This window comes from Pseudotabrizicola algicola (assembly GCF_010915705.1).
Classification (GTDB): domain Bacteria; phylum Pseudomonadota; class Alphaproteobacteria; order Rhodobacterales; family Rhodobacteraceae; genus Pseudotabrizicola; species Pseudotabrizicola algicola.
The window spans coordinates 315,094-339,869 of sequence record NZ_JAAIKE010000001.1; the positions used below are offsets into that span (position 1 = coordinate 315,094).

A 24,776-nucleotide genomic window follows, 5' to 3' on the forward strand; every position below is an offset into this window, starting at 1 on the left:
GATGGTATTTTCGTTGCAAGCCCAGTGATATCGGGGTTCCTATGCAAAGGAAAGCAGGGGCCGGAAACAGGCCTCGCTGGTCCGGCGGTGACGGGCCGGGGATGTGACGGGGAAATGCGATGACGGTTTGGCAGGGCATGAGCGGCGGCGCGCGGGCGGCAAGTGTTGCGGCGGGGGCTGCGGTGGTGGTGGCGGTGCTGGCCTTGATCTGGCCGAAGCCGGAGCCGGAGACATCGGCCACGCCAGCCCCGATGGCCGCGAGCCCTGCGGCGACGGCGCCGGAAGCGGCTCCGGCCGGGGAGGTCGCCGCGGCGTCTGATGAAGTGGCGGCGGAAGAAGTGGCGGCGGAAGAAGTGGCCGAAGCGGTGCCAGAACCCGCACCGGAACCCGCTGGCGCCGATGATGCAGCCCCCGGCGATGTGGCCGAAGCGGCTGACGCGCCCCAAGGGGACGAAGACATTGCCGTGGAGGCAGAGGCCGGCACCGCCGCCGCCGGCGATGCGGCGTCGCAAGAGGATGTGGCGGAAGCGGCTGAGGCACGCGCCGAGCCTGCCGCCGAGGCCGCGCCGCTCTCAGAAGCGGTGGCGCCCAGCTTTGACAGTTACCGCGTACAGGCCGATGGCTCTGCCGTGGTCGCGGGCCGAGCCGCCCCCCTGTCGCTGGTGCAGGTGCTGGTGAACGGCGCGGCGGTGGCCGAGACGCGGGCGGGCCGCGATGGCAGCTTTGCCCTTCTGTTCACCCTGCCGCCCAGTGCCGATGCCAGCCTGATGACGCTTGAATCGGTGCTCGAGGACGGGCGCAGGCCGGTTTCGTCGCAATCGGTGGCCTTGGGGCCGATTGCCGGACCGCAAGTGCTGGCGCAAGCGGAGCAGGCCCCCGCCGAAGCACCGGTCGAAGCACCTGCCGAAGCACCTGCCGCAGTAAATGACGCGCCCGGGGCGGTTCTGGCCCAAGCTGGCGCGGATGCGGAGCCTGAGGCCGTGGCCGAGGTGGTTGCGGAGCCTGAGGCGGTGGCTGACGCGGCCCCCGATGCGGTGGTCGCGGCGGCGGAAGGAGCGCCAGAGCCTGCGGCCCCGCCTGCCGCGCTGCTTGTGACAGAGGAGGGGGCCGCGCTGGTGCAGGCCCCTGCCGAGCGGGTGGCGGGCAGCGAAGCCGCAGCGGTGGTGCTGGACGCGATCTCCTATTCTCCTACCGGCGCGGTGCAGCTTTCGGGACGGGGCGAGGCGGCACAAGCCGTGCGCCTCTATCTGGACAGCGCGGCGGTGGCCGAGGCGGCGATCTCGGCTGCCGGTCAGTGGCAGGTGACATTGGGCGACACGCCCCCCGGTGTCTATACGCTGCGGATCGACCAGATCGACGCGGCAGGCAAGGTCACGGCGCGGTTCGAGACGCCGTTCAAGCGCGAGACGCTGGAGACGCTGGCCGCCTTGGCCCAGCCCGATGCCGCAGCCGATGCGCCGCCGGAAACCGGCACGCCCTCAAACCCCGCCGAGCCGCTGCCTGCGGCGGCTGGCGCTGAGCCGGCCCCTGCTGCGAGCGCTGCGGATGCGCCGCAACCGGTGGTGGCCGATGCCGCCGCCGCGCCCGCAGCACCTCCGCCCCCCGTGACGGTGACGGTGCAGCCCGGATTTACCCTCTGGGGCATCGCGCGCGAGAATTTCGGCGAGGGCATCCTCTATGTGCAGGTCTATGAGGCCAACCGCGACAAGATCCGCAATCCCGATCTGATCTATCCGGGGCAGGTCTTTACTATTCCGGCCAAACCCTAACGAGGCTCTGGCCATTTCTGGCGCCACCCCCTAGGTATTGGGGCCGGAAAAGAGGCCCCCTATGTTTGATCCTGCCCCGAAAGATGCCCCGGCCACCGGTTTTCAGACCATGGCCCGTGTTGTCCCCTATCTATGGCCCCCGGGCGAGGCCTGGGTAAAGCGCCGGGTGGTTGGCGCGCTGCTATTGCTGGTGATGGCCAAGATCGTCTCGGTCTCGACCCCGGCGATCTACAAGCAGGCGGTGGATGCGCTGGCGGGGGAAAGCCCGGATACCGGCACCTTGCTCGGGCTGGCGGCGGTGGGGCTGACGATCGCCTATGGCGTGGCCCGCCTGATGACGGTGGCGTTTCAGGAAATGCGCGATGCGGTTTTCGTGCGGGTGGGCCAGCGTGCGCTGCGCCAGCTGGCGCTGGAGACGTTCACCCATATCCACCGCCTGTCGCTGCGCTATCACATCACCCGCAAGACGGGGGGGCTGAGCCGGATCATCGAACGCGGGGTGAAGGGCGTCGACTTCCTGTTGCGCTTCATGCTGTTGTCGATCGGGCCGCTGATCCTTGAACTCAGCATGGTGTCGATCATCTTCGCGCTGGTGTTCGGCTGGCAATATGCGGCGGTCGTGGTGGTGGTCATTTCGATCTATGTGGCCTTTACCTTCAAGGTCACCGAATGGCGCGTGGCGATCCGGCGCGAGATGAATGCGCAGGATACGGATGCCAACCAGAAGGCCATCGACAGCCTGCTGAACTATGAGACGGTGAAGTACTTCAACGCCGAGGCGATGGAAGCACAGCGTTATGACAACGCGATGCAGCGCTATGAGGTGGCAGCGGTCAAGACAGGGCTTTCGCTGGCCTTCCTGAACCTCGGGCAGGCGTTCCTCATCACCACGGGGCTGGTCATCGTGATGGTGATGGCGGCGCGCGGGGTGCAGGCGGGGCAGTTGACGGTGGGCGATTTCGTGATGGTCAACGCCTACATGATCCAGATCACCATGCCGCTGAACTTCCTCGGGACCGTCTATCGCGAAATCCGGCAGGCACTGGTGGACATGGGCGAGATGTTCGGGCTTTTGGGCCAGCCTGCCGAGGTGACGGACAAGCCCGGCGCGCCCGATCTGGCGGTGCGCCAAGGCGAGGTGACCTTTGACGCCGTACGCTTCGACTATGACCCGACGCGGCCTATCCTCAAGGGTGTGAGCTTTACCGTGGCCCCGGGGCAGCGGGTGGCACTGGTGGGGCCTTCGGGGTCGGGAAAGTCGACCATCGGGCGGCTGCTGTTCCGGTTTTACGATGTGACGAGCGGCGCGATCCGCATCGACGGGCAGGACCTGCGCGATGTGACGCAGACCAGCATCCACGGCCAGATCGGCGTGGTGCCGCAGGATACGGTGCTGTTCAACGATACGGTCTATTACAACATCGCCTATGGCCGCGCTGGCGCGACACGCGAGGAAGTGGAGGCCGCGGCGAAGGCGGCGCGCATCCACGATTTCATCATGTCGCTGCCCGAAGGCTATGAGACGACGGTGGGCGAGCGCGGGCTGAAGCTGTCGGGCGGGGAAAAGCAGCGGGTCGGCATTGCGCGCACCTTGCTCAAGAACCCGCCGATCCTGATACTGGACGAGGCGACGAGCGCGCTCGACACCCAGACGGAACGCGACATTCAGGACAGCTTGTTGCTGATGGGCAAGGGGCGATCCGTGATCACCATCGCGCACCGCCTGTCAACCATTGCCGATGCCGACCAGATCATCGTGCTGGAGGCAGGCGAGATTGTGGAGCAGGGCACGCATGAGGCGCTGCTGGCCAATGGCGGACGCTATGCGGCCATGTGGGCGCGGCAATCGGCGGAAGAAGAGGAAGAGGCGGCATAGGGCCGTCTTTTCTGCGCCTTTGCGGCGAGCGCGCTATTCGGCGGCGCTGCGGAGCGGATGGGGCGTTTGGGGTTCTGATGGTTCATCCCACAGGATCGTCGGCCCCTTGACCGCGCGGGCCGCGCGGGTGAGCGCCAGATCGCGGGCCTCGAGGCTGCCCTTGCCGTGGGCGAGCGCCGAAAGCTGCGCCCAGCCGCGATAGGCCCCCGCCCAGAACCAGACCCGCAGCGCCAGCAGCGAGGGTGTCAGCACCAGCGTCAACATCGTGGCGACGCCAAGCCCGAAGACCACCGCCGTTGCCAGCTGGATCCACCACAGCGCCGAGGGGCTGTTAAGCGAATAGCCGCCGCCGAAGAAATCGACCGAGAGGCCGAACATCATCGGCGCAAGGCCCGCCATCGTGGTGATGGTGGTCAGCAGAACGGGGCGCAGGCGCTGTTCGGCGGTGCGGGTGATCGCCTCGAGCTTGGGCATGTAGCGGCTGAACTCCTGATAAGTGTCGATCAGGATGATGTTGTTGTTCACCACGATGCCCGCGAGCGCGACGATGCCGGTGCCGGTCATGATGATGCTGAAGGTCTGGCCCATGACCATCATGCCGATCAGCACCCCTGTGGTGGAGAGGACCACGGCCAGAAGCACCAGAACCGCATTGTAGACAGAGTTGAACTGCGCCAGCAGGATGATGAACATCAGCCCAAGCGCCCCAGCGAAGGCCTTGCCCAGAAAGGCCCCGGCCTCGGCCTGGTCTTCCTGATCGCCTGTCCATGTCCAGCTGACACCTTGCGGCAGCGGGTTGGTGGCAAGCCATGCGTTCAGCGTCTCGATCCGCTCGGTCGCGTTGATCGGCACGCCATCGGGGCGGGTCAGGCCGGGGGCGACATCGGCCTTGACGCTATAGACGCGGGATTCGTCCACCCGCTCGATCCGGCCCAGTTTGGCGACCGGCTGGCGGGTGATGAAATTTGACAGCGGCACAAGGCCATCATTGGTGCGCACCTTGAGCGAGTCGAGCGTGGACAGCACGCGGTCGGCCTCGGGCAGACGGACGCGGATTTCGATTTCCTCATCCGAAGAGTCGACGCGCATGGTATCAAGGAGCACCCCGCGCGTTACCAGTTGCACCATGCCGCCCACGGTGGCCACATCGGCCCCGAAGCGGCCTGCGCGGGCGACATCGACGGTGATTTCCCAGTCAATGCCGGGCAGGGGGCGGGTATCTTCGACGCCGATGATGCCGTCCATCGTCGCCATCTGGGCGCGCACGATTTCCACCGCATCGCCAAGGGCGCCAAAATCATCGCCCGACAGGCGCAGGTGCAAGGGTTTGCCAGACGCCGGGCCGGAGGAGCCTGCCAGCACCTCGATACGGATGCCGGGCAGGCTTTGCAGCCGCGCGGTCAGATCGGCGATGATGCGGTCGCCGCCCAGGGCGGGGTCATGGCTGCGCTCTTCCCAAGGGGCGAGTTCCAGCTGGATCTGGCCGATGCTGTCGAGCGGGGCCTGCGCGCCGCCGGTATTGGCGTTGAGCCCGCCCGCTCCGGCGAAAGAGAAGGTGGATTTCACCCCCGGCGTGCCGACAACCAAGGCTTCTGCCTGCCGCAGCAGCGCGTCCTTTTCGGCCAGCGACAGGTTGCCGCGCGCCTGCACATAGACGATGGCCTGTTCGGGTTCGGTGGCGACAAAGAATTCGACGCCTTTGCCATGCTGCGAATAGAGGCCGAAGACCACTGCGACAAAGCCGATCACTGCCGCGATGGTGACCAGAGGCATGATCGGGTTGCCGGTCAGGAAGCGAATCACATGGCCGAACGGGCTGCGGCGGTAGCCTGCAACGATGGGGGCGCGGCGGACGGGTTTTGCCGCCTCGATCGTGATGGAGGCGGCAAAGCCCCCAAGCATTGCCAAGGCCACCCCCGGCAAAAGCGCGGTGGCGCCGCTGCCGCGCGGGGCGAGCATGAGCGCGACACCGGTGAACAGGAGTCCCAGCGCCACAAGGACCAGCACCAGCCGCAGCCAGAGCGGGCGCGGGCGCAGCAGGGCGGCGATGGCCTCAAGCCGACGGGTGATGCGGCCGGCGACGCCGCCGACCACCGGCACATAGATCAGCGCGACCAGCAGCGACGCCGAGAGCACGAAGATGAGGGTGACGGGCAGCATGCCCATGAATTCGCCGGCCACACCCGGCCAGAACAGCATGGGCAGAAAGGCGCAGAGCGTGGTGGCAGTGGAACTGACGATGGGCCAGAACATGCGCTTGGCGGCTTCGGTATAGGCGGCCATCGGGCCGGAGCCGTCCTGAATGCGCTTGTCGGCATATTCCACCACCACGATGCCGCCGTCGACCAGCATCCCCACCGCGAGGATCAGGCCGAACATCACGATGTTGGACACCGAGATGCCGAGCACGGCAAAAAAGGCGAAGGTCAGCAGGAAGGTGGTGGGGATCGAAAAGCCCACCAGCAGGGCCGAACGGGTGCCGAGTGCCGCCAGCACCACCACCATGACCAGCGCAATCGCGGTCAGCACCGCTCCTTCAAGCTGGCGCACCATGCCTTCGACATTGGTGGACTGGTCGAGCGAGGCTGCCACCGAGACAGAGCGGCGCAGCGGCTCCGGCCAGGCCGCGACCTCGGCGGCCACCACATCCTGCACCAGACGCGAGGTGTCGATCAGGTTGAAGCCTTTGCGCTTCACGACCTGAATGGCGACGGTCGGCTCTCCGTTGTAGCGGGCGGTGCCGGTCGGGTCTTCGAAGGTGAGGTTGATCTGCGCCAGATCACCGAGGGTGATGGCGCGGTCGCCGTTGACCTTGACGGGGAGGCCGTAAACCTGCGCCGGGCTGTTGAAGCTGGAGGGGATCTTGACGGCGAAGGCCCCGTCGGGGGTTTCCACCTCTCCGGCAGCGATCAGCTGGTTGTTGCGGGTGACCACGGTGATCAGTTCGGCGGCGGTGACGTTGTAAGCCTCGAGCTTCAGAGGGTCGATCAGCACCTCGAGCATCTCGTCCCGGTGGCCCGCCAGTTCCGCCTTGAGCACCGGCTCCAGCGCGGCAATCTTCGATTGCAGGTCTTTCGCGGCGCGCAAGAGCGTGCGTTCCGGCACATCGCCAGACAGGGCGATGACAAGAATGGGAAATTCGCTGAAGTTGATCTCGTTGACCGAATATTTGTCGGCCCCTGCGGGAAACTTCGCCTCGGCGGTGTTCATCCGGTCGCGCACGTCGGCGATGATCTTGGTCTTGTCCCAGCCGAATTCGAATTCCAGCGCGACGCCGCCATAGCCCTCGGCCGCGGTGCCCGATATGCGCTTGAGCCCGTCAAGGCCGGACAGTTCCTGTTCCATCACCTTGACCAGCAAGGTTTCGGAGTCGGCGGCGGAAATGCCGGGGAAGGGGACCGAGACAAACAGGGCGGGGATGTCGATATCGGGCTCGCCCTCTTTGGGCAGGCTGACATAGGCCAGCACGCCTGCGGCCGCCGAGAGCAGGATGAAGGCCACCACCATGCGGGCACGGGCCGCGGCCCAGTCGATGAGGCCGGTCATGGCGCGACCTGACGCAAGGTGACGGTGACGGGGCTGCCATCGGTCACGAATTCCTGACCGACGGTGATGACGGTCGCCTCATCGGGAAGGCCGGTGACGAGCACGCCCTCGACCGTGTCGCGCAGGACGGTGACGGGGGCAAAGCTGGCCTGTCCGTCGACGGCAAGCCGCACCCCGAGCACGCCGGCATTGTCGAGGGTCAGGCTGGAGCCGGGCAGAAGATGCGCCATCACGCCATCGGCCCCGATCAGCATTTCCGCCGTCTGCCCGTCGCGGATCGCAAGGTCGGGGTTCGGCACCGTCACCTCGACCCGGAAGGTGCGGGTGGCGGGATCGGCCGAGCGGGAGAGGAACGTCACGCGACCCTGCACCTCGCGCCCCGAAATCAGCCGCGCCCCCGCAACCGCGCCCACTGCGATGCGGTCAACATCGGCCTCGGGGACAAAGCCCACCAGCTTGATCGGATCAAGCTGGATCACGGTCGCGCATGCCCCGCCCGGCTGCACAAGGCTGCCCAGTTCGGCGGTATCGGTTTCCAGCAACCCTTCGAACGGGGCCGTGACGGTCAGACGGGCGATGTCGATGCGGATCGCCTCGAGCGCCGAGCGGGCGGATTGCACCCCGGCGCGGGCCGATTCCAGCGCGGCCTCGGTGCCGATGCGGCGGGTTTCGGAGGCAAAGCCGCCCTCTTGCAGGCGGGTCGCGGCCTCGGCGTTGATCTCGGCCTCGCGCAAGCGCGCCTGCGCCTCGATCACGCGGGCCTCGGCCTCGGCCTCCTGCTGGGGGCGCGTGCCGGGATCAAGGGTGCAAAGCGTCTGGCCCGCAGTCACAAAGGCCCCGCGCCGCAACGGTTCGGAGCGCACGAGGCCGCCGGTTTCCGCCCGCACTTCGACCTGACGTGCCGCCTCGGTGCGGCCCCGCGCGATCACGGCATTTTGCACCAGCGATGCGCGAGAGGCGAGCCCGACGACGGAAATGGCACCATCGGCGGCGACAGAGGGCGAAGGGGGCGCGCCGGCAGGGGCCGCAGCGGGTTGCGCGCCAGTTTCGGCGGCGGTGGTGGCCATCAGCCTGTCGCGTTCAAAGACGGCGACATAGAGCGTCGCAGCCACGGCCAAGGCGGTGAGGGGAGGAAGGATACGCATGACCACCTTTTTCGAGCCGCTCCGGCTGTGCCTAATCTAAGGCTTGTGCCGCGTCGCGGCAAGATGCGCGCGCAGCGCGGGCGGGGGCAGGGCTTGGCAAGCCCTTGTGCTTGCGTGTAAGACAGGGCCAAAGGGTTCGGTCTGGTCGGGATGATCCCGGCATGGCCGCAGCCGACAGCGCCTGAAGAAAGCCAGAGTGACGTGAGCAATCCCGAAAGTTTCATCCAGGAAGTCACCGAAGAGGTCCGTCGGGACCGGCTTTATGCCTATTTCCGCAAATACGGCTGGATTCCCGCGCTGATCGTCGTGGGTGTCGTTGCCGGCACCGGTTGGACCGAATGGTCCAAGGCGCGCAATGCGGCGCAGGCGCAAGCCTTTGGCGATGCGGTTCTGGACGCGCTCGATCTGGGCGGCGCGGAAGAGCGGCGGGCTGCCTTGGCGGCTGCCCCTGCCTCGGGCGCGCAGCAGGCGGTGCTGGCGCTCTTGCTCGCCTCGGACCCGGCGGAAGACCGCGCGGGCAGTCTGGCGGCGCTTGAACAACTGGCGGCAGATGGCGCGCAGCCGCAAAGTTATCGTGATCTGGCGGTTCTGCGCCGGGTGATCCTTCTGGGCGCCGAGATGCCTGTGGTCGACCGCCGCGCGCTGCTTGATCCGGTAGCGGCGCCGGGACGTCCGTTCCGGCCGCTCGCGCTGGAGCAGCTGGCCTATCTCTTGGTCGAGGAAGGCCGGACCGAAGAGGCGATTGCCGCGCTGCGGTCGCTGACGCAGGACCAACAGGCCCCCGCGGGCTTGCGTGGCCGTGCAGGACAGATGATTATGGCGCTGGGGGGCGATGTTGCCCCGGCGGGTGATGCGGGTTGATCCGGCGCTGCTGGCTCGGGTCCGGGGGAGTGGAGCGGATGGTGACACGGAAGCGCTGTTTGGGACTGTCGGCCATTGCCGCTGTCATGCTGCTCTCTGCTTGCGAGCGTGAACTGGTGCTGTCGGGGGAGCGTTTCCCCGTGCGCGCCGATCTGGATGCCTCGCTGCCCGTGCCGGGACAGCCTGCGCCCGTGGCCCCGCCATCGCAGCCGGTGAACCAGAGCGTGGCGATTTCGCTGCCCGCCCCAGTTGCCAATGCCGATTGGACGCATCGCGGCGGCTCTGCCCGCCATGCCTCTGTGCACGGGCGTTTGTCAGCCGCGCCGCAGCGCGTGTGGAGCGCCAATATCGGCGCAGGGTCGAGCCGGATGAACCGGCTTTCCGCCGCACCCGTGGTGGCGGACGGGCGCATCATCACGATGGACAGCCGCGCGCGTGTGGTCGCGACCGGCACCAATGGCGCAACCCTCTGGCAGACCGAACTTGCCGCCCCCTTTGACCGTGGCGGCGATGTTTCGGGTGGCGGCGTCGCGCTTGGCGGTGGCATGGTCTTTGTGGCGACCGGCTATGGCGAGTTGGTGGCGCTACAGGCCAGCACAGGCGCGGTGGCGTGGCGGCAACGGCTCGCCAGCCCGGTTTCGGGCGCGCCGGCCTATGATGGCGGCAGCGTCTATGTGGCGACGCGCGATGGCGCTGGCTGGGCGGTGGATGCGCGCAGCGGCAAGGTGCAGTGGACGGTTCCGGGTCTGCCAAATGCGCTGGCGGTGGCTGGCTCGGCTGCGCCTGCGGTGACTGACCGCACGGTGATTTTCCCCTTCCCCAGCGGCGAGCTTGTTTCGGCCCTGCGGCTGAACGGCGTGCGTGTCTGGGGCGCTCCGGTGACGGGACAGCGTCCGGGGCGCGGGTATGCGGGGCTGACGGATGTGACGGGTGATCCTGTCGTCGTCGGCAGCACCATTTACGCGGGCACCGCCGCAGGCCGCACCGCCGCGATTGACGCCGGAACGGGCGAGCGCCGGTGGACAGCGGTAGAGGGCGCGATGAATCCGCCGTTGGTGGTGGGCGGGTCGGTTTTTGTCGTCAATGACGAAGCGCGTCTCGTGCGGATGGATGCGTCCAGCGGCGATGTGATCTGGATGGCCGAGATGCCCTATTTCGAGAACGAGCGGCCCCGTCGGCACAAGGCGATCACCGCGCATTACGGTCCGGTTCTGGCGGGCGGGCGCATTGTGGTCGCCTCGGGAGACGGGCTGCTGCGGTTGTTCGATCCGGCCAATGGCGCGCTAGTCGGCACGGCACAGATCCCGGGCGGTGCGGCGTCAGCCCCTGCGCTTGCGGGCGGGGCTTTGTATGTGGTCGGCACCAACGGGCAACTTCACGCTTTCCGTTAAGGCCAAAGCCCTGTATGGGGTTCGGCTTGAATGATACCGGACCTGTATAAGACATGAGCTTTACCCTCGCCATCGTGGGCCGCCCCAATGTGGGCAAGTCGACGCTTTTCAACCGCCTTGTGGGGCGCAAACTGGCCTTGGTCGATGACCAGCCCGGCGTGACCCGCGATCTGCGCGAAGGCGACGCCAAGCTGTTCGATCTGCGCTTCACGGTGATTGATACCGCCGGTCTGGAAGAAGTGACCGATGACAGCCTTCAGGGCCGCATGCGGCGGCTGACCGAACGCGCGGTCGACATGGCCGATATCTGCCTGTTCCTGATCGACGGGCGCGCCGGCGTGAACCCGTCGGATGAAGTGTTTGCCGATATCCTGCGCAAGAAGGCGGCGCGGGTGATCCTTGGCGTGAACAAGGCCGAGGGCCGCGCCGGAGAGGAAGGCGCGCTGGAGGCGTGGTCGCTGGGTCTGGGGGAGCCGCTGCGCTTGTCGGCCGAGCATGGCGAGGGGATGGATGACCTGTATCGCCTTCTCAAGCCCCTGGAAGGCGAGTTTGCCGAGCGGGAGGCGGAGAACACCCCCCTGACCGACGTGGATATCTCGGAAGAAGACGCCGAGGTGGAGGCGGATGAATTCGCGCATCGCCCCACGGCGAAAAAGCCGCTCCAGATTGCGGTGATCGGGCGCCCGAATGCCGGAAAATCGACGCTGATCAACAAGATCATCGGCGAAGATCGTCTGCTGACCGGGCCGGAAGCCGGGATCACCCGCGACGCCATTTCCGTGCGGTCGGAATGGCAGGGCACGCCGGTGCGGATCTTCGACACCGCCGGCATGAGGAAGCGCGCGAAAGTCACGGAAAAGCTTGAGAAATTGTCGGTTGCCGACGGTTTGCGCGCCGTGCGCTTTGCCGAAGTGGTCGTCGTGCTGCTGGATGTCGATATTCCGTTTGAGTCCCAAGACTTGCGGATCGCAGATTATGCGGAATCCGAAGGTCGCGCCGTGGTGATCGCGGTGAACAAATGGGATCTGGAAGAGGACAAGCAGGACAAGCTGGCCGAACTGAAAGAGATGTTCGACCGCCTGTTGCCACAGTTGCGCGGCGCGCCGCTGGTCACGGTTTCGGCCAAGACCGGCCGCGGTCTGGACCGCCTGCATGATGCGATCCGCCGCGCGCATGACACCTGGAACAAGCGCATCACCACCAACCGGCTGAACACCTGGCTGAGCGCGATGACCGAGGCGCACCCGCCACCGGCACCGGGCGGCCACCGGATCAAGCTGCGTTACATGACGCAGGTGAAGACGCGCCCGCCGGGGTTCGTGATCAAGTGCTCGCGCCCCGACGAGCTGGCCGAAAGCTACAAGCGCTATCTCGTCAACGGCTTGCGCGACCACTTTGACATGCCCGGCACGCCGATCCGCCTGTTCTTCCGCAGTCAGGCGAATGAAAATCCGTTCAAGGATCGCAAGTTCCATACGCCCAGCCGTTTGCGCAAGCATATGGACAAGAAGTAGCCGGTCGCGGGCTTTTCATCATCCGCGCCCCATGTTAGGGACGCGCCGAAATTCACGGGTGCAAGGCAGGGCCTTGACCCATTACAGGAGACGCCGAAATGGCCATCGAACGCACGCTTTCCATCATCAAGCCCGACGCGACCAAGCGCAATCTGACCGGCAAGATCGTTGCCAAGTTTGAAGAAGCCGGCCTGCGCGTCGTCGCCTCCAAGCGCATCCACCTGACCGCCGCCCAGGCCGGTGAGTTCTATGCCGAGCACAAGGAGCGCGGCTTCTACGGCGAACTGTGCGAATTCATGGCATCCGAGCCGGTGGTCGTGCAGGTGCTGGAAGGCGAAGGCGCGATTGCCAAGAACCGCGAAGTGATGGGTGCCACCGATCCGGCCCAAGCCGCTGACGGCACCGTGCGCAAGGATTTCGCGCTGTCCAAGGGCGAAAACTCGGTTCACGGGTCCGACAGCGCCGAGTCGGCTGCGCGCGAGATCGCGTTCTTCTTCTCTGGCCTCGAACTGGTCGGCTAAGGCCGGGCGGGGCGGCTAGCGCCGTTCCACCACACCGAAAAACTGAAGGGCCGCCTCCAGATCGGAGCGGCCCTTTTCCTTTGTGCCCAGCATGGCGGATTTGATCGCATCAAAACGGGTGCGCAGCGCGGCCTTTTCGTCGCCCTTGCAGTCGTTCCACGGACGGCCTTGCAGGCCCATCACCAGAACGTAATAGCCGATGAAATGCGGCGGCGTTCCGGACATAAGCAGGCGGCGGTAGGCCTCATCCGCGCCAAGCGCCCGCAATTCTGCCGCCGTGTGGATGCCAGCGCGGGCAAAGGCCGCTTCCGATGCGGGGCCAAGGTTGGGGATGGAGGAAACGGGATCAGACATGGCGCACCGTGGAATCAGAACGGGGCCAGCGTGACCGCCGACCCCGTCTTGTGCAAGTCTGTTCTTTATCTGTTCTTCAGATCGACGCCCAATCCTTGAAAACCGGCGTGCCACCCTGCTGCTGCGGTGCGGGCTTGCTGCCGCCTTGCTGCTGTTGGCCGCCTTGTTGGGGCGTGGAATTCTGCTGCGGGGTCATTTTCTGCTCCATCTGACCATATGCCTGCCGTGTTTCCAGCATTGGCACGGCTTGAGGCCGCAGCAAGACGAAAACATGACAATGCAGCGACGCATTTATGCTGCCTGTGTAAAACCCGCAACAGGCGAAGCGATCACGTTGTCGAATTCCGGGCCGCGCATGGCAAAAACCTGCCGCATGATGCGCTAGCGGCCTTGCGCGGGGCCGTGGGACAGCCAGAGCCGCGTGCCTGTTGCCAATCACCGCCCCGCGGCTTGCCGCCCCTCATGCAAAAGGCCCGCGCATCGGCGCGGGCCCTTGGTCTGTAAGGTGCGGATGGATTTACAGAAGCGCCTTGGCCTTTGCCGCAGCAGCTTCGGCCGTGATCCCGAATTCGGCATAGAGCCGCTCTGCCGGGGCAGAGGCGCCAAAGCCCTGCATCCCCACGAAATCGGCCTTGTCGCGCTTGCCGCCTTCGCCCAGCAGCCATGCGTCCCAGCCAAAGCGCACACCGGCCTCGATCGCCACACGGACGGCACCGGGGGGCAGCACCTTGCGGCGATAGGCGGCATCCTGTTCGGCAAAGAGTTCAAGGCAGGGCATCGAGACCACACGGGTGCCGATCCCTTCGGCTTCCAGCAGATCGCGAGCCTTCAGCGCGATTTCCACCTCGGAGCCGGTCGCCATCAGGATGACCTGACGCTTGCCCGTGGCCTCGGCCAGAACATAGGCGCCCTTGGAGACGAGGTTCTGGTTCGTATGCGTCTTGCGCACCGCAGGCAGGTTCTGCCGCGACAGCGCCAGCACCGTGGGTGTGGTCTTGGTGGTCAGCGCGACCTCCCAGGCTTCGGCGGTTTCCACCAGATCGGCGGGGCGGATCACATAGGTGTTGGGCGTCGCGCGGCTGATGGCCAGATGTTCCACCGGCTGGTGGGTCGGCCCGTCTTCGCCCAGCCCGATGGAGTCATGCGTCATCACATAGACCACGGGCACGCCCATCAACGCCGAAAGGCGCATCGAGGGGCGGGCGTAATCGGTAAAGCACATGAAGGTGCCGCCATAGGCACGCACGCCGCCATGCAGGGCCAGACCGTTCATCGCGGCAGCCATGCCATGCTCGCGGATGCCGTAATAGACGTAGCGGCCCTTGCGATCCTCGGCCGAGAAGACGCCCAGATCGGCGGTCTTGGTGTTATTCGACCCGGTAAGATCGGCAGAGCCGCCGATGGTTTCCTGCATCACCGGATTGACGGCGGCGAGCACCTTTTCCGAGGCCGCACGGGTCGCGAGTTTCGGCAGGTCTTCCACGGCCTGCTTCTTCACGCCGCGGATGGTGGCGGTCAGCTTGGCAGGCGCATCACCGGCGAAAATGCGCTTGAACTCGGCCTGTTTGGCGGGCGACAGCGCGGCCAGACGGGTTTCCCAGTCGGCGCGGGCGGTCTGACCCTTCGCGCCGACGCCTTCCCACCAGCTTTTCACATCGGCAGGCACTTCGAACGGGCCGCCGGGCCAGCCGTAGCCATCCTTGGCGGCTTGCAGTTGCGCCTTGTCGGTCAGCGCGCCGTGGCCCTTGGAAGTGTCTTGCGCCGCATGGCCGATGGCGATGTGGGTCTTGCAGGCGATCATCGCGGGGCGCGGGCTGGCCTTGGCGGCGGTGATGGCGCGGTCGATGTCCTCGGGATCATGCCCGTCGCACGAGAAGACATCCCAGCCTGAGGCGGCAAAGCGCGCCGACTGGTCGGTGACGTCGGAGAGAGACACCTTGCCGTCGATGGTGATGCCGTTGTCATCCCAAAGCACGATCAGGCGCGAAAGCTGGAGCTTTCCGGCCAGACCGATGGCTTCTTGCGAGACACCTTCCATCAGGCAGCCATCGCCCGCGATGACATAGGTGTAATGGTCCTGAACCTTGGCTCCCCAACGGGCGCGCAGGGATTCTTCGGCCATCGCAAAGCCCACGGCGTTGGATATGCCCTGACCCAGCGGGCCGGTGGTGGTTTCCGCTGCCGAGACATGGCCATATTCCGGATGGCCTGCGGTGATCGCCCCCCATTGGCGGAAGTTCTTCACCTGCTCCAGCGTCATGTCGGCATAGCCGGTCAGATACATCAGGCTGTAAAGCAGCATCGAGCCATGACCCGCCGAGAGGATGAAACGGTCACGGTCGGGCCAGCGCGGGGCCGAGGCATCGAACTTCAGATGATTGGCGAACAGCACGGTGGCCACATCGGCCATGCCCATCGGCATGCCGGAGTGACCGGAATTGGCGGCGGCGACAGCATCCAGCGTCAGGGCACGGATGGCGGTGGCGCGCATCCAATGATCGGGGTGGCGTTCGCGCAGGGTCTGGATGTCCAAGGCCGGGCTCCTCATACTTGGATCAATGCGGGTTGAGGGTTCCTTACCACCCCAGACGGCAAGATCAAGCACAGCGGGCCCTCTGTGGACGATATGGGGCGTTCCTCCCCCCTGCTTTGGGATAAGATCAGGGTTGACCTGTCCTTTTTCGATTCGCATTGGTAAGATGAGGGCAGAGTAAAACGCCGGGACAGCCGGGAAAGAGGGGGCATGGACAACATTGCCGAACTGGAGCGCCGGATCACGGCGGCGCTGATGCGGATTGGAACCGGGGTGGAAAGCCTGTCGGCGGCACAGGCCGCAGCGGAGCAGGGCGCGCCGGTTGCAACGCTGGCCGATGGCGTGGCCGAGGCCGAGATCGCGCGGCTGAACGAAGCGCTGGATGACGAGCGCGGGCGCAGCGCGCAGTTACAGGAACGCCTGCGCGCCCAGCGGGGCACGGATGACGGAAAGGTGCAGGCACTCGAGGCCGAGGTGGATCGGCTGACGCGGCTTCTGGATGTGCAGGGGCTGGAAATGCAGCGCCTGAAGAAGACCGTGGTGGGCTTGCGCGAGCAGTTGCGCCTGATGGGCGAGGCACAGGCCGAAGGCAGGGTGGAGCCGCATCTGATCAACAAGGCGATGCTGACCGAGTTGGAGGCGCTGCGCGCCCTGCGCTCGGCCGAGGCGGCCGAACTGGAAGAGTTGATCGCGGCGCTTGACCCGTTGGCGGGTCCGAAACAAGAGGTGGCGCAGGATGCCTGATGTAACTGTCACCATCGGCGGGCGCGATTTTCAGGTCGCCTGTCAGGCCGGAGAAGAACATTTCCTTCGCGCGGCGGCGGCCATGCTGAACGCCGAGGCAGAGCCCTTGGTGCAGCAAATGGGCCGTTTGCCCGAAGCGCGGATGCTGCTGATGTCGGGGCTGATGCTGGCCGACAAGACGGCAGCGGTGGAAGATGAAAACCGCCAGTTGAAGGAACGGGTCGCAGCCCTTGAGGCGCGCGCCGTGCCGCCGCCTGAAAAGGTGGAAGTGCCGGTGATCCCGCCGCAGGTCTTCGAGACGATGGCGGAAATCGCCGCGCGGGCCGAGGCCTTGGCCGACCGCATCGAAGAAAAGGCGCAGGCGTGATGCGGCGGCGCATCGCGCCCGTGCTGGCCGTGGTGGCTGGCGTTGCCGCAGGCGCGCAGGTCTGGGCTGCGCCTCTCGAGGTGAACAACATCCGCCTGACCTGCGACCGTGATGTGGTGGTGCCGGTCACTTTTGTCACGGGGCCGGAAGATGCGGTGGCAGTGATGCAGATCGATGGCGGGCAGTTCCTTTTGTATCAGGAGCCGGCAGCCTCGGGCGCGCGCTATGCCTGGCCGTCGGGCGGGGCAAGCTATGTGCTGTGGACCAAGGGCGATCAGACCACGATCCTGTGGCGCGAAGCCGGAGCCGAAACGGTTCTGCTGACCTGCACCCGGGAAATGTAAAGCCCGCGAGGTTACGCGGGCTTTTCAAGGGTTTGTGGCGCGTCTTTGAAGCAGAGTCTCAGGAAGCGTTGGCTTCGCGGATCTTGTTCGCGGCGTCCTTGTCAAAGGCGACGCCCTTGGCTTCGAACAGGGCGTCGAGTTCGCCCGACAGGGTCATCTCGGTGACGATATCACATCCGCCGATGAATTCGCCCTTCACATAGAGCTGCGGAATGGTGGGCCAATCGGAGTAATCCTTGATGCCTTGGCGGATTTCGGCATCGGCAAGAACGTTCACATCGGCAAACTCGACGCCCATGTAATTTAGAACGCCCGCGACGCGGCTGGAGAAACCGCATTGCGGCATCATCTTGGTGCCCTTCATGAACAGCACCACGTCGTTCTTTTCGACAGTATCCTTGATCTGGTCTTGAGCACTCATCTGCGTGTTCCTTTGGTTATTCCGGGGCGCGGGTGGTCAACGCCAGGGCGTGCAATTCGCCATGCGCCCCGTCCATCTTGCCTTTGAGGGCGGCATAGACCGCGCGCTGCTGCTGCACGCGGTTCATGCCGCGAAACGATTCATCCACCACTTCGGCGGCGAAATGCTGACCATCATCGCCCTGCACCGTGATTTTGGCCTGCGGAAAGCTGGCGCGGATCAGGGCTTCGATATCGCGTGCGTCGATGGGCATAGGCGGCTCCTGTCGTGTCTTGGGACAAATCTAGGCTGCCACAGCGGTGGCTGCAAGAAAGCTTTGGCAGAATATCCGCCGCCTCAAAGGCCAAGCGTGGCTTCGAAGGCGGTTCTGTAGGTGGCGCTCAGGTCGGCCAAGGGGGCTGACTGCCCGCCCAGGCTGACGCTGTCGCCTCCAAAGCGCCCGACCACGGTGACGGGCACCCCCGCCGCATGGCCCGCGCCCTTGAGCCCGTGCAGCATATGCGGATCGATCGCCACCAGATAGCGCGCCTGATCTTCCCCGAAGAGCGCGGCAATATCGCCGGTTTCCAGATCGATACCGATGCCCGAGGCTTCGGCCATTTCAAAGGCGGCCAGCGCCAGCCCGCCATCGGAAAGGTCGGTGCAGCAGCGGAAGGTCTTGGCCTGCGCGCGGATGAAATCGCCGTGGCGCTTTTCGGCGACAAGGTCGACTGCGGGGGCATCGCCTGCCTCGATCCCGAAGGCCTCGGCCAGAAGCGCAGATTGGCCAAGGTGCGCGCCGGTGCTGCCGATCAGCACCGCCAGATCGCCCGCCTGCGCCTTGCCGTGGATCAGGTGATCCATTGTCGGCAAGAGGCCGACCGCACCGATGGTTGGGGTGGGCAGGATGCCGGAGCCGTCGGTTTCGTTGTAGAGCGAGACGTTGCCCGAGACGATGGGCATATCCAGCGCGGCCACAGCGGCCCCGATGCCTTTGATCGCGCCGACAAGTTGGCCCATGATCTCGGGTTTTTCCGGGTTGCCGAAGTTCAGGTTGTCGGTGGTGGCAAGCGGGGTTGCGCCCATCGCCGTAAGATTGCGATAGGCTTCGGCCACGGCCTGCTTGCCGCCCTCGAACGGGTTGGCCTTGACGTAGCGCGGCGTCACATCCGAGGTGAAGGCCAGCGCCTTGCCGGTGCCATGCACCCGCACGACGCCCGCAGGCAGGCCGGGGGTGACCAGCGTATCTGCGCCGACCTGACTGTCATATTGCTCCCAGACCCATGCTTTGTGGGCGTAGCTGGGGCTGGAGATCAGCGCGCGCAGGCCATGGAGCGGCGCAATCGCCGGAACCTCGGCCAAGGGCGCGGCGGCGGGCGTTTCCACCCAAGGGCGGTCATATTCGGGGGCGGTCGACGAGAGCTTCGACAGGGGCAGATCGGCCTTGATGTCGTTGCCATGCAGGATGAGGAAGCGGTCTTCGGGAATGGTTTCGCCTACGATGGCGAAATCGAGATCCCATTTGACGAAGATCGCCCGCGCCACATCCTCAAGCTCTGGCTTGAGCACCATCAGCATCCGCTCCTGGCTTTCCGAGAGCATCATTTCATAGGCGGTCATGCCGGTTTCACGCTGCGGCACATCGGCGAGCTGCAGCTTGATGCCCAAGCCGCCCTTGTCGCCCATTTCCACCGCTGAGCAGGTGAGGCCAGCCGCGCCCATATCCTGAATGGAGATGACCGCGCCGGAGGCCATCAGTTCGAGGCAGGCTTCCAGCAGGCGTTTTTCGGTGAAGGGATCGCCGACCTGCACGGTGGGGCGTTTTTCTTCGATCGTGTCGTCAAACTCGGCCGAAGCCATCGTGGCCCCGCCGACGCCATCACGGCCTGTTTTGGCTCCGAGATAAACCACCGGCATGCCGACGCCCGAGGCGACCGAGTAGAAAATCTTGTCGGCATCGGCCAGACCTGCCGCAAAGGCGTTCACAAGGCAGTTGCCGTTATAGGATTTGTGAAACCGGACCTCGCCGCCGACGGTCGGCACGCCGAAGGCATTGCCGTAGCTGCCGATGCCTTCGACCACGCCCTTGACCAGATGAGCGGTTTTGGGATGCGAGGGAAGGCCGAAGGACAGCGCGTTCATCGCGGCAATCGGGCGGGCGCCCATTGTGAACACATCGCGCAGGATGCCGCCAACGCCGGTGGCCGCGCCCTGATGGGGTTCGATGTAGGAGGGGTGGTTGTGGCTTTCCATCTTGAAGATGACCGCCTGACCATCGCCGATATCGACCACCCCCGCATTTTCGCCGGGGCCGCAGATCACTTGCGGGCCGGTCGTGGGCAGGGTGCGCAGCCATTTCTTGGACGATTTGTAGGAACAATGCTCGTTCCACATCGCCGAGAAGATGCCAAGTTCGGTGAAGTTTGGCTCGCGGCCGATGATCTCAAGGATCCGGGCATATTCGTCGGGTTTGATCCCGTGCTTTGCGATCAACTCGGGCGTGATTGCAGGTTCGGTCATGTCTGGATTCCCCGATGCGGCCTCGTTGCTGCGCTTTAGGCGAAAGCAGGCGCAAGGGGAAGGGGGCATAGGCCCCGGCACGGGGAAGCCGGGGCCTGTCGCAGAGGCGTTAGTTGGTGGAAGAGCCGCCTTCGGCGTCAAGTTGCGCGTTGAGCGCGGCGAGGATTTCGGCCTTGGACCAGATCAGCAGGACATCGCCCTGCGCTTCCTGACCGGCGGCCAGCATCACCTGAAAGTTGTCGGCCATCGCGCCGACCTCTTGGTCGAGATCGACCAGAATGATCGTGGTGCCATCGGCCTGTGTGGCCGCGCTGGAGATCGTGCCAAGGCGCTGCCCATCCGAGGACAGCACCGCGTTGCCGACATAGGCTTCGGAAACGGGGGTGATGGAATGTCCGGCGGCGGTTCCGACGGTGCTGGTGCCATCCGCCACGGCGGTGATGCCCACCTGCGCGGTGATATCGGTGGTGTCGCTGGTTACCTGCGCCAGAGCCGGAAAGGCGATGAAGGCACCCAAGGCGGTGCTGACAAAGAGGGTTTTAAGTTTGGTCATCTAAAAGTCCTCGCTTTTGGTTTCGTGGCCAGAAGCCATGCGGAAAGAACACCCGAGGGGCGGCCGGGTTGCCTCTTTGCGATCCGACTTCGGCGCGGCGCACGAAAGCGGAGGAAATCCGCCTGCGGGGCCGAGTCAGGCAGGCGGATTGTTGCGAGGGCGGCAGCGGGTGCGGAACCTTTTCGCGGCTCGCCCCCTGCGGTTCTTATTGTGCTGAGAACGCGGGCGCTGCGCGGATTGTCTGGGCAAAGCGGCGGCAATTGCGCGGAAAATAAAAAAAGGCCGAGCATAAAGCTCGGCCCAAGTCCAACAGGGAGGTATGAAGCGTGTGAGAGTGAACACTCGACCACCCGCTTCATGGGTGGATTTAGGCATGCGCTTGATTCGGAGCAAGGCTGAACATGCTGCTAATGCAGCATGGCCGCTATGTGCTGGGCGCATGGCTACTGTTGGCGCGTCGGCAGGTCAGTCGACTTGCTGGCGTTTGCGATAGGCGAAAATCTCATCCGTCACGAATTCGCGGAAGGCCGCGACGCGCTTTGAATGGCGCAGCTCTTCGGGATAAGCGAGGAACACCGGCACCTCTGCGCTTTCGGTTTCCGGCAGGACGCGCACAAGATGGGGGAAGTCTTCGGTGATGTAATCGGGCAGGACGCCGATCCCCAGATGGTTCAGCACGGCCTGAAGCACCCCGAAGTAGTTGTTCACCGTCAGGGTGGACGGAATATCATGCGCCATGAGTTCCTGCACCAGTGACGCGCCCGCCGCCACCTGCGGCACGCCCGCGTGCTGTGCGATCAGGCGGTGCTGGGTGAAATCATCCATCGAGGTGGGTGTGCCATTCTCGGCCAGGTATTCCGGAGACGCATAGAGCCGCATCTTGATGTTCATCAGCCGCTTGCGGATCAGGTCGGCCTGGCTTGGTTCTTTCATGCGGATGGCGACATCCGCCTCACGCATGGGCAGATCGAGGACACGTTCTTCCAGCATCAGGTCGATCTTGAGGCTGGGGTATTTCTTGTAAAGGTTCGCCAGACGCGGCGCGAGCCAGAGCGTGCCGAACCCCGTGGTGGTGGTGACGCGCAATTCGCCGAATACCTCGTCCTCGGAATCGCGGATGCGGGCGGCGGTCGCCTCCAGCCGTTTGACCATCGCCTGCGTGGCGTCAAACAAAAGCTCGCCTTGTTCTGTAAGGATCAGCCCGCGCGCATGGCGGTGGAACAGGGTGACCGACAGGCTTTCCTCCAGCGCCCTGATCTGGCGGCTGACGGCGGATTGCGACAGATGCAGCACGTCACCGGCATGCGTCAGGCTGCCTTTGTCGGCAACCGCATGAAAGATGCGCAGTTTGTCCCAATCCATTTTTAGACCCTTTAAAGAAAGCCAGACGCTAGCACGGTCCGCCTCATGTGGGGAGAATCATTCGTATGTAAATGCCGCTGCGCCCGTTAATCTGTGACAAAATCGGCCCTTTGTTTCGCGTGGGCGGGTGACCGCGCAGGCAAGCTTTGCCGTTCGGCGTTTTGCCATGATGCGGCGGGGGCGTTTGCGGGGACTGCGGCGCCCGAAGGGATTGGCCTTTCAGGCGCTGCCGCCGTGGAGAGGGGCGGGCGGGAATTTCTGCGCCGCGCCACATACGATCTTTCACCCTGCCCGTTGCGGCCTTATGATCCGCGCCACGAATGCGAGGCGACATACAAAACGCGCTGACCGGGCCAAGGCCCCGCAACAGGCGCAGAGCGGGGGCAGGCAATGGCGGTTGGGGTTTTTGACAGCGGGATTGGCGGGCTGACGGTGCTGGACGCGATCACGCGGCGGTTGCCGGACCTGCCTCTGGTTTATCTGGGGGACAATGCCCATGCGCCTTACGGGGTGCGGACGCATGAAGACATCTTCAACCTGACCTGCGCCGCGGTAGAGCGGTTGTGGGACGAGGGCTGCGATCTGGTCATTCTGGCTTGCAACACCGCCTCTGCCGCCGCGCTCAAGCGGATGCAGGAAACATGGCTGCCTGCGGACAAGCGGGTGCTTGGGGTGTTCGTTCCGATGATCGAGGCGCTGACCGAGCGGCAATGGGGCGACAATTCCCCCCCGCGCGAGGTGGCGGTCAAGCACGTCGCCCTGTTCGCCACGCCGGCCACGGTTGCGAGCCGCGCCTTCCAGCGGGAACTGGCCTTTCGGGCGATCGGCGTCGACGTCGAGGCGCAGCCTTGCGGCGGGGTGGTCGATGCGATCGAGCAGGGGGACGAGATTTTGGCCGAAGCGCTGGTGCGCAGCCATGTCGAGGCGCTCAAGCGCCGGATGCCCCACCCCGAAGCGGCGGTGCTGGGCTGCACGCATTACCCGCTGATGGAGGGGGCATTCCAGGAGGCGCTCGGGCCGGGGGTCAAGGTGTTCAGTCAGGCCAATCTGGTGGCCGAATCCTTGGCCGACTATCTGAGGCGGCGGCCCGAGATGCTGGGCAGCGGCACCGGGTCGAAATTCCTGACGACCGGCGATCCGAAGACGGTGTCTTCCAAGGCCACGCAATTCCTGCGGCGGCGCATTGTTTTCGAGGCGGCCTGACCGCGATTGATCCTGATCAATCACATCTGCGCATTGCGGCATCACAACACTCGACAAGGGCAGGGTTTCGCCCCACATCAGGGTCACATTTGACAAGAGAGGTGCGCATGTCGGGGATGAAGGGGCTGAAGAAGCAGCGGCGGGTGCAGATCATCTTGCTGGCCTTTGCGGCTTTGGCTGTATCCACGGCAATGATCGGCTATGCGATGAAGGACGGGATCAACTTCTTCCGCAGTCCGACGCAGGTGGTCGAGGACCCTCCGCGCGAGGGAGAGGTGTTCCGGATCGGCGGTCTTGTCGAGGAAGGCAGCATCATCCGTGGCCAGAGCGAGACCATCAGCTTTCGCGTGACCGATACCAACCAGACCATTCCGGTGCGCTATACCGGGATTTTGCCTGATCTGTTTTCGGAAGGGCAGGGCATGGTCGGCACGGGGTCTATGGTGGGCGATACATTTGTCGCCACCGAGATTCTGGCCAAGCATGACGAAACCTATATGCCCGCCGAAGTCGTCGATGCGCTGAAGGCGCAGGGCGTTTATCAGGACTCCGGCAGCTAAGGGCGCGCGCCGTCTTTCTGCGCCGTTAATCCAGAAGCGGCAGGTTTGCCTCGGGGGAGTGTCGGAACTCCGGGGAAAGCCAATGACAAGCGTAAGACGACTGGCCGAAGAGATTGTCGCCCGCGAGGGCGGTTTTGTGAACGATCCTGACGATCCGGGCGGGGCCACCCGGCATGGTGTCACCCTTGGCACCCTGCGCAGGCTGGGGCTTGATGTGAACGGGGACGGGCGGACCGATGTGGCCGATGTCCGGAGCCTGAGCCGTGCGCAAGCGGTGGAGATTTATCTGGAGCATTATCACAAGCGCCCCGGCATCGCGGCGCTGCCCGAGGTTTTGCAGGCCTCGGTGTTTGATATGTATGTGAATGCCGGATCCAATGCTGTGAAGATCCTGCAGCGGCTGGTCACCGATATGGGGTTTCCCTGCACCGCCGATGGCAAGATCGGCCCGCAGACAATCCGCTCGGCGCAGCTGGCCTATGAAGCGGCGCCCCGGCATCTGGCGGATGCCTACGGGATTGCGCGGCGCAATTATTACTACCGTCTGGCAGATGCCCGCCCGCAAAGCCGCAAGTTCGCGCGGCGGGTCGATGGCGGCAAGGGCGGGTGGATCACCCGCGCCGAGGAATTCATCGCGCCGCGCTATCATCTGACCGCAGCGCAACATCGGGAAAGGGTCGCAAAATGGGGCTGATTTCGGGTTTGGGTCTGGGGCGGGGCGCGGTTCCGGCCCTGGGGGGCGTAAGCCGCGAGATCGCGCGCTCGATCGCGCCCGATCTGGCGCGTGGTCTGGCGGATGCGGTGCAGAACCTGCCGGTGCCCGAACCGGGCGCGCTGCCGCCCGCGCGTCCCGGATCGGGATATGACCGGCTGATCGATGCCCTCAACCGCTTGCCGCGCCCCTTCATGGCCTTTGGCGCGCAGGCGCTGGTGCTCTATGCCCTGCTGGACCCTGCGGGTTTTGCGCGGCGGATGGAGGGGCTTGATGCCATGCCCGAGGCGCTGTGGTGGCTGCTCGGGGCGGTGATTACCGCCTATTTCGGCGCGCGCGAGGCGCATCACCTGCGCAACAGAACACCGCCCGCCGCGCCGTCCGCGACCGCAAGCGCCGCCCCGAAAGCGGGGGATGACCTGTCGGACGGGGCCAATCCGGCCTTGGAGGACTGGCGCGGCAACGGCTGAACTTGACCTGACTTGCGCCCTCTGGCATGGC

The 24,776-nt window shown here is 65.2% G+C and carries 22 protein-coding genes; 13 read left to right on the forward strand and 9 right to left on the reverse strand.

Features of this window, described 5'->3' with window-relative positions; genetic code table 11:
- Window positions 1-119: 119 nt before the first annotated feature.
- Window positions 120-1,769 (forward strand): LysM peptidoglycan-binding domain-containing protein, encoded by a 1,650-nt coding sequence (locus G3572_RS22010; RefSeq protein WP_240335372.1) that lies wholly within the window; start codon window positions 120-122, stop codon window positions 1,767-1,769.
- A gap of 61 nt (window positions 1,770-1,830) precedes the next feature.
- Window positions 1,831-3,645 (forward strand): ABCB family ABC transporter ATP-binding protein/permease, encoded by a 1,815-nt coding sequence (locus G3572_RS01545; RefSeq protein ID WP_164608916.1) that lies wholly within the window; start codon window positions 1,831-1,833, stop codon window positions 3,643-3,645.
- A gap of 33 nt (window positions 3,646-3,678) precedes the next feature.
- Here G3572_RS01545 and G3572_RS01550 read toward each other — a convergent pair whose 3' ends face one another.
- Together G3572_RS01550 and G3572_RS01555 are read right to left on the reverse strand one after the other, a co-directional pair.
- On the reverse strand, window positions 3,679-7,191 hold the full coding sequence (locus G3572_RS01550) for an efflux RND transporter permease subunit (RefSeq protein ID WP_164608917.1): 3,513 nt from the start codon (window positions 7,189-7,191) through the stop codon (window positions 3,679-3,681).
- Entirely contained in the window at window positions 7,188-8,336 is a 1,149-nt protein-coding gene (locus G3572_RS01555; RefSeq protein WP_164608918.1) for an efflux RND transporter periplasmic adaptor subunit, read from the reverse strand. The genes G3572_RS01550 and G3572_RS01555 overlap by 4 nt, the downstream gene beginning before the upstream one ends.
- A gap of 201 nt (window positions 8,337-8,537) precedes the next feature.
- Between G3572_RS01555 and G3572_RS01560 the strand changes: the two genes are divergently transcribed.
- The 4 genes from G3572_RS01560 (at window position 8,538) to ndk (ending at window position 12,623) form a co-directional block, all read left to right on the forward strand.
- On the forward strand, window positions 8,538-9,197 hold the full coding sequence (locus G3572_RS01560) for a hypothetical protein (protein WP_164608919.1): 660 nt from the start codon (window positions 8,538-8,540) through the stop codon (window positions 9,195-9,197).
- Window positions 9,198-9,256: 59 nt separating this feature from the next.
- Window positions 9,257-10,588, forward strand: a complete 1,332-nt coding sequence (locus G3572_RS01565; RefSeq protein WP_240335373.1) for an outer membrane protein assembly factor BamB family protein — start codon at window positions 9,257-9,259, stop codon at window positions 10,586-10,588.
- A gap of 53 nt (window positions 10,589-10,641) precedes the next feature.
- Entirely contained in the window at window positions 10,642-12,102 is a 1,461-nt protein-coding gene (gene der / locus G3572_RS01570; RefSeq protein ID WP_164608920.1) for a ribosome biogenesis GTPase Der, read from the forward strand.
- A 98-nt stretch (window positions 12,103-12,200) separates the two neighbouring features.
- On the forward strand, window positions 12,201-12,623 hold the full coding sequence (gene ndk / locus G3572_RS01575; RefSeq protein WP_164608921.1) for a nucleoside-diphosphate kinase: 423 nt from the start codon (window positions 12,201-12,203) through the stop codon (window positions 12,621-12,623).
- 15 nt (window positions 12,624-12,638) lie between these two features.
- Here the strand turns inward: ndk and G3572_RS01580 are convergent, their stop codons facing one another.
- Together G3572_RS01580 and tkt are read right to left on the reverse strand one after the other, a co-directional pair.
- Entirely contained in the window at window positions 12,639-12,977 is a 339-nt protein-coding gene (locus tag G3572_RS01580) for a TfoX/Sxy family protein (RefSeq protein WP_164608922.1), read from the reverse strand.
- 517 nt (window positions 12,978-13,494) lie between these two features.
- Complete coding sequence (gene tkt, locus G3572_RS01585; RefSeq protein ID WP_164608923.1) at window positions 13,495-15,510, reverse strand: transketolase; 2,016 nt, start codon at window positions 15,508-15,510, stop codon at window positions 13,495-13,497.
- Between the two features lie 210 nt (window positions 15,511-15,720).
- Here tkt and G3572_RS01590 point away from each other — a divergent pair, with 210 nt between their 5' ends.
- From G3572_RS01590 to G3572_RS01600, 3 genes are read left to right on the forward strand one after another with little or no spacing between them, the layout of a single operon-like run.
- Window positions 15,721-16,254, forward strand: coding sequence for a hypothetical protein (locus G3572_RS01590; protein WP_164608924.1), 534 nt, complete (start codon window positions 15,721-15,723; stop codon window positions 16,252-16,254).
- On the forward strand, window positions 16,247-16,621 hold the full coding sequence (locus G3572_RS01595) for a cell division protein ZapA (protein WP_164608925.1): 375 nt from the start codon (window positions 16,247-16,249) through the stop codon (window positions 16,619-16,621). The genes G3572_RS01590 and G3572_RS01595 overlap by 8 nt, the downstream gene beginning before the upstream one ends.
- Window positions 16,621-16,965, forward strand: a complete 345-nt coding sequence (locus G3572_RS01600; protein ID WP_164608926.1) for an MliC family protein — start codon at window positions 16,621-16,623, stop codon at window positions 16,963-16,965. Before G3572_RS01595 ends, G3572_RS01600 begins: the two co-directional genes overlap by 1 nt.
- A 58-nt stretch (window positions 16,966-17,023) precedes the next feature.
- Here the strand turns inward: G3572_RS01600 and grxD are convergent, their stop codons facing one another.
- The 5 genes from grxD to G3572_RS01625 form a co-directional block, all read right to left on the reverse strand.
- Window positions 17,024-17,386 carry a Grx4 family monothiol glutaredoxin gene (grxD, locus tag G3572_RS01605; RefSeq protein ID WP_164608927.1) on the reverse strand — a complete coding sequence of 121 codons (363 nt, stop codon included), beginning with the start codon at window positions 17,384-17,386 and terminating at the stop codon, window positions 17,024-17,026.
- Between the two features lie 16 nt (window positions 17,387-17,402).
- Complete coding sequence (locus G3572_RS01610; RefSeq protein WP_164608928.1) at window positions 17,403-17,639, reverse strand: BolA/IbaG family iron-sulfur metabolism protein; 237 nt, start codon at window positions 17,637-17,639, stop codon at window positions 17,403-17,405.
- A gap of 83 nt (window positions 17,640-17,722) precedes the next feature.
- Complete coding sequence (purL, locus tag G3572_RS01615) at window positions 17,723-19,885, reverse strand: phosphoribosylformylglycinamidine synthase subunit PurL (protein ID WP_164608929.1); 2,163 nt, start codon at window positions 19,883-19,885, stop codon at window positions 17,723-17,725.
- Window positions 19,886-19,994: 109 nt separating this feature from the next.
- Entirely contained in the window at window positions 19,995-20,438 is a 444-nt protein-coding gene (locus tag G3572_RS01620) for a hypothetical protein (protein ID WP_164608930.1), read from the reverse strand.
- 465 nt (window positions 20,439-20,903) lie between these two features.
- The gene (locus tag G3572_RS01625; RefSeq protein WP_164608931.1) at window positions 20,904-21,800 is read right to left on the reverse strand and encodes a LysR family transcriptional regulator; all 897 of its coding nucleotides are present in this window, start codon (window positions 21,798-21,800) and stop codon (window positions 20,904-20,906) included.
- A gap of 390 nt (window positions 21,801-22,190) precedes the next feature.
- On the opposite strand from G3572_RS01625, the gene murI reads away from it, so the two are divergent.
- The 4 genes from murI to G3572_RS01645 all read left to right on the forward strand — a co-directional run bounded on the left by murI (window position 22,191) and on the right by G3572_RS01645 (window position 24,745).
- The gene (murI, locus tag G3572_RS01630; RefSeq protein WP_164608932.1) at window positions 22,191-23,003 is read left to right on the forward strand and encodes a glutamate racemase; all 813 of its coding nucleotides are present in this window, start codon (window positions 22,191-22,193) and stop codon (window positions 23,001-23,003) included.
- A 116-nt stretch (window positions 23,004-23,119) separates the two neighbouring features.
- Window positions 23,120-23,563: a cytochrome c maturation protein CcmE gene (gene ccmE / locus G3572_RS01635; RefSeq protein WP_164609888.1), complete on the forward strand. Its 444-nt coding sequence runs from the start codon at window positions 23,120-23,122 to the stop codon at window positions 23,561-23,563.
- 82 nt (window positions 23,564-23,645) lie between these two features.
- Window positions 23,646-24,257, forward strand: coding sequence for a holin-associated N-acetylmuramidase (locus tag G3572_RS01640; protein ID WP_164608933.1), 612 nt, complete (start codon window positions 23,646-23,648; stop codon window positions 24,255-24,257).
- Complete coding sequence (locus G3572_RS01645) at window positions 24,248-24,745, forward strand: 3TM-type holin (protein WP_164608934.1); 498 nt, start codon at window positions 24,248-24,250, stop codon at window positions 24,743-24,745. The genes G3572_RS01640 and G3572_RS01645 overlap by 10 nt, the downstream gene beginning before the upstream one ends.
- Window positions 24,746-24,776: the final 31 nt, after the last annotated feature.